We start from the raw sequence: 16,407 nt of genomic DNA on the forward strand, positions 1-16,407 counted from the left end.
AATTCCTATTTTCTCACGTAGGCTTTCAGCGTGGCGCACTTCCCTCCCACACTCGCTCCCGAGGGTGCTATCGTGTACGACGGTACATTTGCCGGCACGATGAACGTCTCGGCATAGTGGATCACATATGGTTCGAAAAGACCGTCGGGGCTTTCCACCACCGCCTCATCGCCTTCTACCAAATTGACTACGTTCAAATTGCCGTTGGTGTAATGGGTTACTTTGCTGTCGAACCAATGCCTTCTGGTTTCAATAAACTGGGTATTAAACAGCCCAGTCGACTCTTCCATCGAATGGCCATTCACCGAAATCTGTTCGACATTGTTGAAAAGGTTCTCCTTCACCCAATCCTCGTCCCGGCCCCAGTCGATCACTTTTTTACCGTGTTCGATATTGATCGGCCGCGGCTTGCCATCGAGCCCCAGCCTGCCCCAGTCCCATAGCTTGAATGTAAAAATGTAAGGAGTGGCCGAAATTTCGAGCACCACCGCATTTTTGCCGGAGCAATGGATCGTGCCGGCTGGGATCAGGATGTGGTCATGCTTTTTGACAGGCATTTTATTGACGTACTTTTCTGCATCGAAATCCGCCAATCCGCCCTGCGCCTTTTCGAGATCAGCAATCATATCGGCCGCTTTCACGTCCTTGCGCGTACCCAGGTATACGCACGCATCATCCCCGGCTTCCAGAAAGTAATAGCTTTCGTCCTGGGTGTAATCCATTCCAAAATGCTCCTTGATATACTGCCTCGTAGGATGCACCTGCAAACTCAGATTGCCGCCATCCATGGTATCGAGGAAGTCGAAACGGATCGGGAACTCGGCACCGAACAGGCCGTAAACGTGCTTACCCAGCAACTGCCGCGGCCGGGTAAGCACCAGGTTGATCGCGGGCAGCTCAAAAATACATTCGCCAAACTTGAAAAGCAGGCTGTTTTCTTCCGGAACACAGTCGAATCCCCACGCATAGTTCACTTCTCCGCGATCCAGATCAGCCACCTCTTTCAGCCATTGCCCTCCCCACGGTCCGGGATCGAAAAACGGCACAACTCTGAATGGCCGCCTGACCGCCTCATCCAATCCTTGCTGGTAAAGCTGTGCATCCACCATTTTGGGTTCGTCTTCCTGGCAGGCGTCAATGAAAAAATCTATTTTATCGAAGAAAAGGAGTTTGTGCCGATCGAAAACCCGCCAATCGAGGAAATAGCCCTGCTTATATTTCAATGCAAACTGGTCATCGGCATTCTCCATACCGAAGTTGCCGACTATGCCGCGTTTCATTCGCTTCTGAATTTCCCAGCGCGCGAGATCGGCATAGACAAGCAGGTCGGCGTCAGCAAAAAGGGCCGCGCCTTCGCCGTAAACAACGACTGTGCCCGACGCAATGCTGCGAATCTGCTCGCGTGCCCTTTCCAGCTCGTCGGTGTCAAAAAAATCGACCATTTCCAGGTCATTCATTTTCCCGAAAACCTGGTCGTCGGTCACGAACGGGTACACCATCTCCCCGATATCCGCCATACTTTTGAGCATATCGGTGGTATGGATCACCGCGGCAGGCCCCAGGTACCGCTCGATTGCCTCGTGTATTGAGTCGGTATCGACTCCGTGGTATACATCCAAACAAATCACGCATTTCGGCCGGCTTGTTTTCTGAACAGAGCATGCTATCTCCCCAAAAATTTCCTCCCAGCCCACAAAGCACATGCAGGATGATTTGCTTACTTCTATAAAAGGGTATTTATCGTAATTCGAAGACATTTTTATTTTGATTTGGAGCTTTGGCTAAATTGGATCCGCACAAAATGCGGACGGTAAAGATTGGGCTGCTTCGGCAGCACTTCCAGGAACTTGAATGTATTGACGTTATAAGAAATGAGCAATTCGCCCGGGGCCGACAATGCGGGATGCGCTTTGGCATTGTAGGTAAACAGATCCGGGTCGCGGATATCCGCGGATGTTTTATACAACACAATTCTCGGCCCGAAAGGCCCGTAAGGCGTCGGTCCTACCTGCATGCAAATCTCCGGAAAAATGCTGCCAAGCTGATACACCAATGCATATTTACCCGGCGCCAACATACTCACACTTAACTCATTCGAAACCGAGTCGCTTAAAGCTGCGGCCTCACTTGCGTTCTGCGTCCACCCCCTTTTTCCACGAAACTCCCATTGATCGAACAACGTAAGCCGATCCGGCTTCACCCTCGCTGCAACCAGTTTTTTGGTGGGCCCTTTGGTACCATAAATGTAGACAAAGCCATCGGGCGAGGCCTCCCCGGCTGCCCGGCTGTTGTTATAAATGCCCGCACCAAACGAAATTGTTTCACCACCGGCCTGATAGTCATTAAACGGCAGCGCAAATTGCTCCTGACCCGTGTAAGGAAAATGGCTACCGGCGGGTATCCTGATCACCGAATTTCCGGTTTCCTTAAATGGGAATGCCGAATTATCGTGCGTATTAGTGATTTGGTAAGCAAAAATAAAAAGGTCTTTGCCCGCGTCGGGATTCACGAAGCCATCTCCCAGCCAGAAATAGGTATCCTTGTCGGGCTTGTCAGATTTTGGAATAAACACAGCCCGGTGCCCCTTCCCTTCGCCGGCAATCCTGAATGTAATTTTGCCCGTATCGGGTGATTTCCCCCTCAACAATGCCACCGAATTGTTTACCAGTGAGAACCCGGATTTCAGTGCGGCACCATCAATTTCCCCCAGCACTGTATCACTGAAAAGGAAAAGAATGCTATCCTCCTTCTGTGCGTCGCGGCCGGAAAACGGGATCGCAAATATGCCGTCGCCGCCCAGCCAGCCCGATTTTCTCAGGAACAGGTCCGACCATTCCGGCGCGGGTGAAGCCGTGAACTCGTTCACATTCAACCCGTTCACACCGTTGCGTACCTGCCCGGACGCATACGCGAGGCAAGTCAGAATAATCCCTAAAGTCAGCGTGGTGTTTCTCATCCGCAGTCCAATTTTTCCTAAATATAGTGTATATGTACATATGTATATACATTATTTCATTAACCGGCTTGTTTTCATTTGCTATGCCTGTGCCCGCAGCGACACCCATCCACTTCCATGTTACCGGAATATTACAAAAACGCTTGGAACTCTTGCATTCAGGAAATACTTTTGCAGCACTCAAATTATAATAAGTCTAAATAAATGAAATATTTACTATCGCTCTCCATTTGGCTGCTTTTACCTTCACTGGTACTTGCCCAAACAGGAAAAGTAAAAGGAAAGGTTGTTGACAATACGCAAAGCGGGTTACCCGGCGTCAGTATTGTTGTTCAGGGGGCCGGACTCGGTGCTCACACCGACGAAAATGGCATATTTGAAATATCCAATATCAACGATGGCAGTTACACATTATCCATTTCGTCTGTTGGCTTTAAAACCCGTGAATTACCGATGGCTATTTCGCAGCATGAAGTGGAGCTTGGATCGATTACGCTCTATGAGGGTGATGAAATTTTGCGGGAGGTAGTTGTGCAGGGTGAAAGGGAGAACAAATTCTCGCGCAGTAACACGGCATACGTTGCCAAGCTGCCTTTGAAGGACTTTGAAAATACCCAGGTATACAGCACGATCACCAACTACCTTTTGCAATCGCAGATTGTGACCAATTTCGACGACGCACTCAAAAATGCAGCCGGGGTCGATAACCTCTGGACTTCGACCGGCCGCGGCGGAGATGGGGCCGGCTACTATTCGCTTCGTGGGTTCTCTGTGCAGCCAAAGCTTGTAAATGGCCTTCCGGGGCTAACGAACGGGACGATCAACCCGGCCAATATCGAGCGGATCGAGGTGCTGAAAGGGCCTTCGGCGACGCTGTTCGGCAATGCGGTGAGTTCCTATGGCGGACTTATTAATGTCGTTACGAAAAAACCTTACGTAGGAACCGGCGGCGAGCTCTCGTTTACGACCGGCTCTTTCGGCTTAAACCAGATTACCGGCGATTTCAACACCGCTCTGAACAAGGAAAAGAATCTTTACTTTCGTTTGAACACTTCGTACGCCACCGAGCGCAGCTTCCAGGACGCGGGTTTCAGAAAGTCGTTTTTCGTGGCGCCTTCGCTTTCTTACAAAGTGAACAACAAGTTGTCCTTTTCGTTTTACGGCGAAATCACCCAGGCCGAGCAAACCAACCCGATGTTCCTTTTCCTGAACCGCGCAGCTCCTTCCGTGGCCAAAAACATGAAGGAATTGGGATACAACTACAAGCTCTCGTTCACCAGCAACGACCTGACTTTGCAAAATCCTACCCAAAATTACCGGGTTGAAATGAATTACAAGCTGTCGGACACCTGGCAATCCCAAACGCTGGTTTCCAAAAGCGCCACTTCTACCAAGGGTTATTACACCTATCTCTACGACTACGGTATCCTGCCGGGCAACACATTCTCCCGCTTCCTCAACAAACAGAATGAATACACCGGAACATCCGACATCCAGCAGAACTTCATCGGCGATTTCAAGCTGGGCTCGCTGAGAAACCGGGTCGTGTTAGGTTTGGATTATTTTACCGCCACTTTCACCAGCAACGGTACGGGCTACGCATTTTACGGGAACGTGACGGCGGACGGCGGTTCCAATGGCGACAATCCATTTACACCAGGTGTCGAAACTACTGCTTATCCCCTTTCCGCAGCGGCTGTGGACGCCGTGCTGGCCTCACAAGCGGTGGCTAACGCCAAATCGAAGTACAATATTTACAGCGCCTATGCTTCCGATGTATTGAATATTACCAAGGCGCTGTCAGTTATGGTAGGCCTCCGCCTCGACCATTTCGACAACGTGGGCAGCGTGTCCAACCCGGACGATGATTACAACCAAACTACGCTTTCGCCGAAGTTCGGGATTTTGTACCAGCCGCTGGTCGACAGGCTCTCTGTTTTCGCCAACTACCAGAATGGCTTCACCAATGTAGCACCTGAACTCGTCGGTAACCCGGAAGACGGTCCGCAAACCATCAAGACTTTCAGACCTGAGCAGGCAAACCAGATCGAGTTCGGTTTCAAAACCAATCTCATTAAAAACAAACTGAATTTGACCGTCAGCTACTACGATATCAAAGTGAAAGATCAGGTAATCACCGATCCGGCCTCACCTTTCAACAAAATCCAGGGCGGAGAAGCATTCAGCCGGGGATTTGAAGTGGAGCTGAATACCAATCCGGTAAAAGGGCTCAATATCAGGGCTGGGTTCAGCAACAATGAAAGCAAGACAACCAAGTCGGATAATGAGCAGATTCTGAACAAGCGTCCGTTAGGTGCAGGTCCCAAGACACTTTACAATATGTGGGCCAATTACGAGTTACCGGCAGGAAAATTGAAAGGCTTCGGCATTGGCGCCGGCTTCAATGGCGCGAGCGAGCGGTACGCGATCAACTATACGTCAACCGGCGACTTTATGTTGCCTGCTTACACGGTGGCCAATGCATCGCTCTTCTACCAGGCTGCGCACTACCGCATCGGGTTGAAACTCAACAATGCATTTGACAAGGAATACTACAAAGGGTGGTCGACGATCGCCCCACAGACGCCACGTGCATTTCTGGCTAATTTTACCTATTCATTCTAAAATTCAGGCCAAAGACATTCCGATAAGTAACCGAAAGCCGCCTTTTGTGAGGCGGCTTTTTCATTTGTCGCCGCTTTGGCACAATATTTCTAGCCATATTTGCCAAAACAACCTTGATGCTATGAAAAGGATTTCTGAATTGATGAGTGGTATCTTGTTCACACTGCTAGCGGTTTCATTGTCTGTTTCAGGACAAAATCCCAACCTTCAAATCACGACCACATCTTCCAGCGAATACAGTAAAAGCCCCAAAACTTCGATTTACCCTGCATTCGTCGATAACATCATTTACCAGTCATGGACGGAGGCCGGACCGTCGCCTTTCTTTCAACTGACGGCCCAGGGCGGCACGCCGCCTTATACCTGGTCAATAGCCAGCGGCAATTTGCCAAAGGGACTCCGGCTGGATAAGACCGGAAAAATTCAGGGTATGGCCAGCAAGGAGGGCAACTACGCATTCACCGCCCAGGTAACCGATTCGAAGGGCGCCTCGATTACCAAACCACTTGTTTTTGAAGCGGCCCCGTATCGGTCCAAATGGTTTTCGGATGCCAAATTCGGCTTATTTATTCAATGGGGAGTCTTCACACAACCTTCGCTCAAAGGAAAGGACGGCATAGCACAGTTTGAGAAAAGAATCACCAAGTTCAATGCCGACGAATGGGCGCAAAATGTGATCGACCTTGGCGGGAAGGTATTGACCGTCACTATCAATGCAGGCGACGGGGTCCGTTTGTGGCCTTCCACAACTCCCAGCAAGCTGGAATTGAAAACCCAGCGCAACCTTGTCAAGGAGCTGATCGACGCCTGCCACAAAAAGGGTATCAAGTTCGTGGCCTATTTCGCACCCGACAAAGCCTGGAACAAGGATGTGGTCGACACCGGCCTCGACGGCACCTACGGCACGCTCAATCTGGGGTTAATCAAAGAACTTGTGCTGATGGGTGTGGACGGCTTATGGATCGACATGACCTCGGCAACGGAACTTTATAACTTTGACTACAACTGGTTCCCGTGGAACAAGATGATCCCGATCATGCGGGCCAACAACCCCAAACTGATATTTGCCAACAACACCGGCATATATAATGGCGGCACGGTACTGCAATATCCCAATACGGACGTAATCATTTATGAAGGCGGTACATCTCAGTTTGAAACAGCACTGGAAGTGGCTAAACCGACTACGGTCAAGAAAAAGCTGGCTATCGAGGTAGATAATTTGCTGGACAATACGTGGTCATGGCGGGAAGATCCCAAGCTCAGGAATCCAAAGCCACTCGATATGATGATCCGTAATATCAAGAAAAACTGGGAGGCGGGCGCGACTTATATACTTAGTTACCCGGTGCCTGCAAATGGGGATATTTTACCGGAAATCTACCGGGACGAGCTGAAACAGATCGCCAGTTTTGTCAAAAAGAATCAGGGATGGAGTGAGACGCCGCGTGCTTCCCTTTCCGATACAATTGATTACGACAAAGCACAGAAGTTGACCTTGACTGCATCCGCACGTTCAAAAATATACTATACCGTTGACGGAAACCGGCCGACGACCGCTTCCAAACTCTATAAAACGCCTATTCCGGTCAGCAAGACCTGCCGCATACAGGCTATTTCGGTTGAAGCGGGAAAGCCTGCCAGCAAAGTGTTTGACCAGACGTTCACCGTTTTGACTAACTCGAACAGAACTGCCGCCAATGCCCGTTCCGCTGCTCCCGCCGCCACGCTGGCGACCAAAGAAGCGGCCGGGAAAACCGAACCGAATGGATTTTACAGAGGGATGCGCATTACTGTAGGCCCTACGCCTATCCGGCTCACGGACATTGGCCGGAAGTACTTGCAGGGAAACAAGGATCGCCATTCGATCGTCATCAGACGGTTTACCGACGATCAGCCGATTTTGACCGCTTCATTAAATACCGCGATACTCCCTATTGCCGATGACGGCTACCAATATGCGCCCATTCCTCCCACCGTGTTGGAAGCCGGGAAAGCCTATTTGATCGGCATCAGCGAAAACGCTACCGATCAGTTTGCACCCGACGATTTAAAGAATGCACCTTCTTTCGCAGACTATCGGATAGTCCAATATAGCATTCTGAGCGCGCAAGGCACCCGAAAACCCATCGTTGATGACAAAACAGGCCAGCTACTTGGTTTGAAATATGAAAAGGTGAATGTCAGCGGAGCAAAGATTAACCTGGCACTTGGGAAGCAAGCATTTTTGCGGGCTAACAATGAAGCCGCTCTCGGCCCGGCGAGCCAAATCTATTTCGCGGAAAACGCCGTCGATGGTGACTTTAATACGATGGCGGCGGCAGGAGGTCAATACCCCTGGACACTATTCTTAGATCTTACGAAGGTCGAGACCGGCCTCAAACAAGCGAAAATTACCTTTGCCCAAACGGCCTACTCGACGGAATTCCAGGTGATGGCTTCCCCGGATAATAAAACGTGGACAACGCTGATGGAGAAAAAGAACAATTCGGACCGGACCATTGACATCAAGTTCGACCCCATTGATGCGCGCTACTTTAAAATCAGGTCATTTAAACCTGAAAAACAGGGCGAAACAGGCCGGGGAATGGGAATAATGGAGTTCGAATTGTACCGGTAGCGCTCTTATCCTTTGTTTTGAAAGGATATTACGGAGCGAAACGGGAGCGTCCCGGCGCGAACGCGCATTGTTCGTTACCGGACAGTGACTGCGTCTTCTAGATTATTCAAATTACTGATTATCAATTATTTGATTTTTTGGCAGACTATTTGATTCAAACTATTTCAGATTTGTCTGGAAGAACAAAAAGATGCTAAAAAACTATCTCAAAATCGCATTCAGGAACCTGCTCCGAAACAAGGCTTTTTCGGCGATCAATATCCTGGGGTTATCGGTGGGTATGGCGAGCGCCGTGCTGATCCTGTTTTGGATGTACAATGAAATCAGCTACGACCGCTTCCATAAGAATAAGGATTACCTCTACGAAGCGTGGAACCGTGGAAAGTTCGATGGGAAACTGCAATGCTGGAATTCCACCCCGCAGGTTCTCGGCCCTGCTTTGAAAGCAGAATATCCCGAAGTTGCCGACATTTCACGCAATTACTCGCGTTGGTTTGTGACGCGCGTGGGCGACAAGAAAATTTCGAGTGAAGCCATCATTACCGATCCTGCTTTTCTGAGCATGTTCGACTTCCCGCTGCTGCGGGGAAACGCGGGGACTGCCCTCAACTCGGTCAGCTCGATGGTGGTTACACAGAAAATGGCCATTAAAATGTTCGGCACGGAGGATGTGCTGGGCAAAGTCATATCGATCGACAAGGACAACTTCACGATCACCGGTGTTATGCAGAACCTCCCGCCGAACACCGCATTCAGGTTTGAGTACATTCTTCCGATCGAATACCTGAAAAGGATCGGCTCGGCCGATGACGGCTGGGTGTTCAATACCGTGAACACCTACGTTCAGTTGAAACCTGGCACCAACCCGGAAGCGTTTGCCGGGAAGATCAGGGATATCACGATCCGCCACTCGAACAAAACCGAAGAACACGAAGTATTCCTTCACCCCATCAGCCAATGGCATTTGTATTCCAATTTCGAGAATGGCAAAGTCGTTGGCGGGCGCATCGCCATTGTGCGGTTATTTGGCATCATTGCAGCGTTCATCCTGCTGATCGCCTGCATCAATTTCATGAACCTGAGCACCGCCAGGAGCGAAAAACGCGCCAAAGAAGTGGGTATCCGCAAAACAGCCGGAGCCCCCAAAGGCCTTTTGATTGGCCAGTTCATCGGCGAATCGATCCTCATCGCGATGATTGCCGGTACGATCGCCTTGCTGGCAGTTTACCTTATATTACCCGCATTCAATACGCTCATCGGCAAGGAATTGGAAGTGCCGGTTGCCAATCCCGCATTTTGGGCTGCCGCATTTGCCTTTATTCTCTTTACAGGTATTGTCGCAGGAAGCTACCCCGCATTCTACCTCTCGTCGTTCAAGCCTATCAGCGTGCTCAAAGGAGCATTTAAAAGGACCCATTCGGCATTCAGTCCGCGGAAAGTACTGGTGGTTGTGCAGTTCAGCTTTGCGATCGTCCTCATCATTTCCACGCTCATCGTGGTACAGCAGATCCGCCACGCCCAGAACCGCGACGCAGGTTACGACCGCGGACAGGTGGTGTACCATTGGATTACCGGCGATTTGGGCAAACAATATCCCCAAATCAAACGCGAGCTGTTGAGTGCAGGCATTGCCACATCGGTTACCAAAACCTCTTCCCCGCTAAGCAGCGTCTCTTCCGATACATGGGGCATCGAATGGCATGGCAAAAACATGGCCGAAAAAATTGATTTCGATATTTTCACCGAAGATGAAGGGCTCGTTAAAACTGCCGGCCTGCAACTCGTCCAGGGCCGCGATATGGACCTTACCAAATTCCCTTCCGACTCTGCGGCTGCCCTCCTCAATGAAACGGCGGCTAAAATCATGGGCTTCAAAGATCCGATCGGGCAAACGATCAAAGACAACGGTGCTCAATATCAAATCGTTGGGGTGGTCAAGGACTTTGTGATCCGGTCGCCTTATGACCGCCCGAGCCCCTTGATCATCGAAGGGGCGCAAAGCTATTTCAATGTGATCCACATGAAGCTCACCGCCGATAAGCCGGCCGCTGACGTCATGCCTGCGGTAGAGGCCATTTTCCGCCGCTATAACCCCGAGTATCCCTTCGAATACCATTTCGTGGACGAGGATTATGCATTAAAATTTGAAGATACCCGCCGGGTAGCTAAACTGACCGGGATTTTCGCGGGCCTGACGATCTTCATTTCCTGCCTCGGGCTATTTGGACTGGCCGCGTATATGGCCGAAAACCGCGTGAAGGAAATCGGCGTACGCAAGGTATTGGGAGCCAGCGTGATGAGCATTGCTGCATTGCTTTCCGGCGAATTCATGGCATTGGTGATTATCTCCATCGTCATCGCGGTGCCGGTTGCCTGGTATGTCATGGACCTCTGGCTGAATGATTTCGAATACCGGATCGGCATTCAATGGTGGATATTCGCCGTATCGGGCATTCTGGCGATTGCGGTATCGCTGGCGACTGTCAGCTACCAGGCAATCCGCGCAGCGCTGCTCAACCCGGTGAAAAGCCTTCGCAGCGAATAACACGTTTTCAAAATACCTGCTATCATTATTCGGAGCTGGTCTTGCCTTTAAGGGCGATGATCAGCTCCTGTTGCGTTTGGATCAGCTGATGTAATACCTGATTGTCATCGCTTTGCAAATCGGCTTTCAAAAACTTCACCTTATGCAGGCTTACCAATGTTTCGACATCTGTTTCCAGCACCGCGGCAATCTCCGAAAGCCGGCCCATCGTAATGGAATCCTGCTCTTCATTTTCCAGCTGCCGGTAACGCTGCTTGGAAATCCCCAGCCGCCCGGCCACATATTCCTGCGAATAGCCCAGGCGGTTACGCACGAGACGTATATTATCACCGATAGGAATTTTATGTTCTTTCATGGGGTGCCACTGACAGTTCTTTACATGAATAAAGGGCATTAGTTACCCTTCGTTCCTACTCCCACTTTTCAATCGGCAACCGATTGATTAGCCTGTGTACACTCCTATTTCTACTCCTGTCAACAACTAGTTAAAAGTATCACCAGACTGGTTCTTAACCACCGGAAAAAGTGGCAGAATGCGGCGTTTTTTCAGGCTATTTGCAATATGTATTTAGTACAAAAACTACACGCATTATGAAGAGAAAATTACTATTGCTTGGTTGCTGCCTATTAAGTTTTTGGATCGGAGCCTCTTGGGTTAATGCACAGCCCATTTACAATCAAAAGAATGTGACGCAGGACGCTCTGACGACACACTATGACGATTCAAAACCGTTGCGTGTAATGGAATATTCCACAGATCAGGCAGGAACTATAATTCGACGCCAACTGGAAGTTTTGCCCGAGAATGATCTACCGTCGATAAAGGTCTCGCGGCTAGACGAAAATCTTACAGTATTCCCTTTTGTTAATGCACCACCATTTGACGCACTATTCGATGACGGAGCTCCTGACTTTAAAATAGCAGAAACAGCCGCTACGCTACTGCATGGCACCGAAGTATCACTAAATGTAATTAAAGATAAATTAGGTTGGATCGGAATCGACAATCAGGCCGTCAATGGTAAGCCAATTATATGGAATGTTGTGGAAACGGTCAACCCAAATTCTATCCCGGCGCCCAAGTACGGCCCCGTCCAACAAGAATTTTTCCTCTTCGCAAACGGAGACGAGCTAGAGAAAGTCACCAGGATCGAAACTGTATGCCATGAGATCGTCCATGCTATCATTCATTCGAAAATCGGAAATGCGACACTGGTTGGAGTTGACCCTTGTAGTGAAAGGCATGTGTTAGAGGAATCCATTGGGGATATTATCGGGTTATACGTTCTGAATGAATATGAACAAAATTCTCCCGCGTTATACCAGTGGAACTGGTCCAAGGGCATTGTGTATCAGGGCAGACCTTTTGCCGATCCTAATGCCTCAAATCTACCAGACACTTACTACGGAAACTTTTACCTTAGCTCCTGCCCGGAGGACGGCGACTACCCGGTCCATGAAAATGCAACCGTCATAGACCACTGGTATTATCTACTGGCAGCCGGTACGACAGGAACAGAAACTAACGACCTGGGCTACTCTTATAAACTGAACGGCATCGGTGTCAGCAAGGCTGTTCAGATTGTCTGGAAATGCATTGACTTCCTCGACCTGAAATCGAATTTCAACGACCTCAAAGATGCCACGCGCAAAGCGGCCGAACAACTTTATGGCCTGCACTCTACCGAATACCTCGCAGTAATGGACGCATGGTGCGCAGTAGGTATTTGTGAAAACAATCTCGGGCCGTTCTCGATGTCCCCGGCGCATGGTACTATCGGCGTCGGGCCGTGGCCTGGCGTAAATGTAAATGTAACGTGGGAGGGCTTGCCTGTGGATGAATGGGAAGTTCAAATGGCTACCAACGCAGCATTCACCGAAAACGTCCAGAATGTACTGATCAAAAATTTCAATGTCGTGATTAAGCCGGAAGGAGGAAGTGCCTATTCGGGGTTCGCAACAGGTTACTATCTCCCAGGGACGCGTGTGTACGCCCGCGCACGCATCACGAAGGCCAATGCCAATTTCTGCAAAGGGTATAACCCGCTCTGCGCGCTATTTCAGCAATATGGCCCGGCTCATGCTTTTGTACTCGATGACAGACAAGTCAAATTCTGGCATGCAGTCGGCAGCGACCACTGGACCGTCAATCCATGGGATGATCCATCCATTTCATGGAAATCGGTCGGAAACGCAGAACAATATGTATATGAAGTAGGTGAAGATGAAGCATTCACAAAAATAGCTTTTACAGAAACGACCACAGCTTCCGGCAATTTTACGGCGTCAGGCACTATTAACACGATGCTGGATCCAGGTAAAACCTACTTTACCCGCGTCAGAGCAAAAAGGTTTAACACACTAAATTTGATCAACAATTATGGCGCTTGGTCTAAAACGGAGGCGGTCAACGTCTCGACTCCTCAGACTTCTGTTATTCAAGCGCTGAGTCAGAGTGTGAACGATCCTGCGAAAAAGGTATCGAGCCTTGGTTTCTGGATTACCTGGTATGCCTACGCCGGCGCCACAAGCTATGTCATTCAGGTTGCCAAAGATGCCGCATTCACAAACATTGTCCGGTCTCAGACAGTCCCTTCCAATACCACCACAATCGAATTTGCTTTACCCTCATTACCCAACCAAACCGACCTTTTCGTTCAGGTGTTACCGCAAAAAGGGGTCGCATTTGGCATTTGCAATAATACTTACCGGGTTCAAACAGATGAAAATGCTACCGTCCCAGCGATGAAAAGCCCGGCCAAAGGCACCAATTTCCCATTCAGAAACTTCGTCTCCGTATTTGGGTGGAAAGGCGGGACTCTCAACCTCAATCTGGTCGATCACTTTGAAGTATGGGTCACCGAAAACACCTTCGGCCTGACATCCATCTTTTCTACCCAGGGTAAAGTCTTCGATTTTGCTTTGCAAGATCAGTTCATGTTTGATGACAAAATGGGGATTCAGGTAAAAGTGTTAGCTGTGGGTCCTCACGGATCCAAGTCGGGATTCTCAGAGACATTTAATTACAATATTTGCCCGGACCATCCGGAAATCATTTTCCCAGTCGATCAGATCAGTAAAGTCGATGCACTGCAGGATTTCGTTGTCAAATGGAAAGATAGCTTCTGGTTTGATCCCGGAAGCGAATACAAGGTTACTATTAAAGATGGCGGTGTTCCTGTCCCGGGATTCAATAATAAATCAACTACTGCCTCCTCAATGCTGGTACCTGCCGGCACGCTCATGAACGGAAAGCAGTATTCGCTAACGGTCCTGAACTCGCCTTCCTGTGCGGGAATCGTCTTCCAGGCAAACATTTTTTCCACAGTAGGATCAGGAGGCTCCAATCAACCGCAGCCTCCCAAGCTCGTCAATTTCACAATCGAATTAAAAGGATACCGAAATGATCAGGACGGCCTCGCATGGGAAACCTCTGATTATGTCCTTGGATTCGAACTACTTGATCCGGATGGGAATGTACTGGGGCTCATTGATCCCAATGACCCTAATGGAAACCAGATCACTCAACTAGATGTGGATTCCGAAAACTCAGGCGTCATACTGGCCGGCAACAACAAGCCCCAGGGCACATACAAATTGCGGCTCAAAATGAAGGATATTTTCAGCCCTCTCCTTTACTACCCCTTCGATCAGCCCAGGTATTCTGTATTCCTTAACGGGAAGCCGATCATAAATCCCCATGTGATCACCGCCAACTTTGCCGATCCCAATTCCTTCTCCCATGAATGGAAAATTGGGTTTCAGTTCGGTGATATCATTTTGGACATCAAGTAAACAACATCACTTAACACAACACTATCATGATGAAAAAGCTACACCTCGTCCTAACAGGAGCCTTTCTCCTCTTTCAGCAGTACACGGCAGTATCCCAAACTTTGTACAATGCCAAAAATGTCGATCGCACGGCAATGAGTTACTATAACGGGTTAAGGACTTTCAGAGCACTTGAGTACACCATCAATCCTGATCCAGTGAGCGAGAAAATCTATCGCTTGCAAACATTACCCGAAAACGGTTTTCCTGGCATTCAAATCTATGGAACAGATAACGGTTCCACCGTATTTTTCGAAGATAAGACCCCCTATGATAATACGTTTGCGGATAATCCAACCCCCTATCTAAGCACTGAAGCGGTTCAATTATATTTTGGATTCCAAACCGCCATGAAGATTCTCGATCAACGGTTTGGATGGAAAGGTATGGATGGGACCGACACAAATCCGATCAAAATATCGATTGAGAATTCTGACGGGACCCAGAATGATTATAGCTACGCGCGCTTTTCGGGCGATTTAAATAACCCCTTCTTCCGTTTTGGCAAAAGTTTCATACATAATTCACCCCTGCCTTCGTCAATTGATATTGTATCCCACGAACTAGGCCATGCGATTATGAAATACCGGAGCAATATTGCCTCCCTTAGTAGCCTATGTACGGAATACAGGTCCATTGACGAGGGCCTCGCAGATGTATTTGGGATATATGTGAAGAACAAGTTTCTGCAATCAACTCCTCAAAATTACAACTGGCTACTTTTGAAAGAGATTCAGACAATACCACATGATATGTCAAATCCTAAATCACATGGCAGAGCCGATACTTACAGAGGTAAAAACTTCGATAACGGCTGCTCTGATAACTATAACTACGATGCGGGAGCTGGCGTCTTGGCAAAGTGGTTCTACTTACTTTCTTCCGGTTTTGCAGGCTCAGCGACGAATGATCTAGGTTATCAATACAGCAACCTGACGGGAATCGGTGTTGAAAAGGCAATTCAAATTGTCTGGGACGCAATCCCTAAACTAAAAAACTACTCCGATTACCCTGCTTTCAAGGCATTTACGCTTGACGTAGCAACGCAACTTTACGGCGCAAACTCAACGGAATATCAAGCAGTCGAAAAGGCCTGGTGCGCGGTGGGGGTATGCGATAACAACCTGCCGTTCTTTAAAATCTACCCTCCCAATGCATCCTCCAACATCGATCCCTGGCCTGCGGTTAAAGTCAATTTTTCCTGGGATAACGACCCGCGCGTCAAAAAAGTAGAGGTGCAAATGGCCTCTGATTACAACTTCACAAACCCGCAGGTATACGAGGTGAACAACTTCGATATGTTTTTCAAGTATGGGGGAGGAGTATTTTACAAAGGCAGTGCGAGCGGTTATTTTCGGCCTGACGAAACGGTATATGTACGGGCGAGAATAACGCAGGCTGACTCCAACTTTTGCAAAGGGCTGAATCCGCTCTGCCAGATTTATCAACAATTCAGTCCAACGCATGCCTTTAAACTGGGTGATAAGAAGGTTCAATTCTGGCCCGCCACAACCTATACGTCTGTGAAACCCTGGTATCCGGAAATAACATGGAAATCAGAGAAAGATGCAGAGCTATACCTAATGCAGGTAGCCAGCGACGCTTCTTTTAATTCCATCGTCTACGAAGGATTTTCACCGCATACCGGCAATTTTACGGAAACCGGGTTGATTAATGCCACTCTGGAGATCGGCCAGACATACTATGCACGCGTCGCCGCGAAGCGACTGAATAAGCCAATACTCAAAAGTAATTATGGGCTCTAGTCCAAACCACTAACCATTAAGGCGTCCACACCTTCCACTACAATCATTCAAGCCAAAACGC

Annotated in this window: 8 protein-coding genes; 5 read left to right on the forward strand and 3 right to left on the reverse strand. The window is 49.0% G+C overall.

All coding sequences use genetic code 11. From position 1 onward, the window contains the following. Positions 1 to 5: 5 nt before the first annotated feature. A complete protein-coding gene (locus CLV60_RS17175) occupies positions 6 to 1,757 on the reverse strand; it encodes a class I mannose-6-phosphate isomerase (protein ID WP_106596614.1) in 1,752 nt (583 codons plus the stop codon). Between the two features lie 2 nt (positions 1,758 to 1,759). Next, positions 1,760 to 2,956: a DUF5005 domain-containing protein gene (locus CLV60_RS17180; protein WP_106596615.1), complete on the reverse strand. Its 1,197-nt coding sequence runs from the start codon at positions 2,954 to 2,956 to the stop codon at positions 1,760 to 1,762. Positions 2,957 to 3,160: 204 nt separating this feature from the next. Between CLV60_RS17180 and CLV60_RS17185 the strand changes: the two genes are divergently transcribed. The 3 genes from CLV60_RS17185 to CLV60_RS17205 all read left to right on the forward strand — a co-directional run bounded on the left by CLV60_RS17185 (position 3,161) and on the right by CLV60_RS17205 (position 10,746). After that, positions 3,161 to 5,581: a TonB-dependent receptor gene (locus CLV60_RS17185; protein WP_106596616.1), complete on the forward strand. Its 2,421-nt coding sequence runs from the start codon at positions 3,161 to 3,163 to the stop codon at positions 5,579 to 5,581. A 121-nt stretch (positions 5,582 to 5,702) separates the two neighbouring features. Beyond that, on the forward strand, positions 5,703 to 8,201 hold the full coding sequence (locus CLV60_RS34145) for an alpha-L-fucosidase (protein ID WP_170118801.1): 2,499 nt from the start codon (positions 5,703 to 5,705) through the stop codon (positions 8,199 to 8,201). 190 nt (positions 8,202 to 8,391) lie between these two features. After that, positions 8,392 to 10,746: an ABC transporter permease gene (locus CLV60_RS17205; RefSeq protein ID WP_106596617.1), complete on the forward strand. Its 2,355-nt coding sequence runs from the start codon at positions 8,392 to 8,394 to the stop codon at positions 10,744 to 10,746. A gap of 25 nt (positions 10,747 to 10,771) precedes the next feature. On the opposite strand, the gene CLV60_RS17210 is transcribed toward CLV60_RS17205, so the two are convergent. Further along, positions 10,772 to 11,101 (reverse strand): helix-turn-helix domain-containing protein, encoded by a 330-nt coding sequence (locus tag CLV60_RS17210; RefSeq protein ID WP_170118802.1) that lies wholly within the window; start codon positions 11,099 to 11,101, stop codon positions 10,772 to 10,774. Positions 11,102 to 11,337: 236 nt separating this feature from the next. Between CLV60_RS17210 and CLV60_RS17215 the strand changes: the two genes are divergently transcribed. Together CLV60_RS17215 and CLV60_RS17220 are read left to right on the forward strand one after the other, a co-directional pair. Continuing rightward, a complete protein-coding gene (locus CLV60_RS17215) occupies positions 11,338 to 14,541 on the forward strand; it encodes a M4 family metallopeptidase (RefSeq protein WP_106596619.1) in 3,204 nt (1,067 codons plus the stop codon). 26 nt (positions 14,542 to 14,567) lie between these two features. Next, positions 14,568 to 16,346, forward strand: a complete 1,779-nt coding sequence (locus tag CLV60_RS17220) for a M4 family metallopeptidase (RefSeq protein WP_106596620.1) — start codon at positions 14,568 to 14,570, stop codon at positions 16,344 to 16,346. Positions 16,347 to 16,407 lie beyond the last annotated feature (61 nt).

It is taken from the genome of Dyadobacter jiangsuensis (assembly GCF_003014695.1).
Taxonomy (GTDB): domain Bacteria; phylum Bacteroidota; class Bacteroidia; order Cytophagales; family Spirosomataceae; genus Dyadobacter; species Dyadobacter jiangsuensis.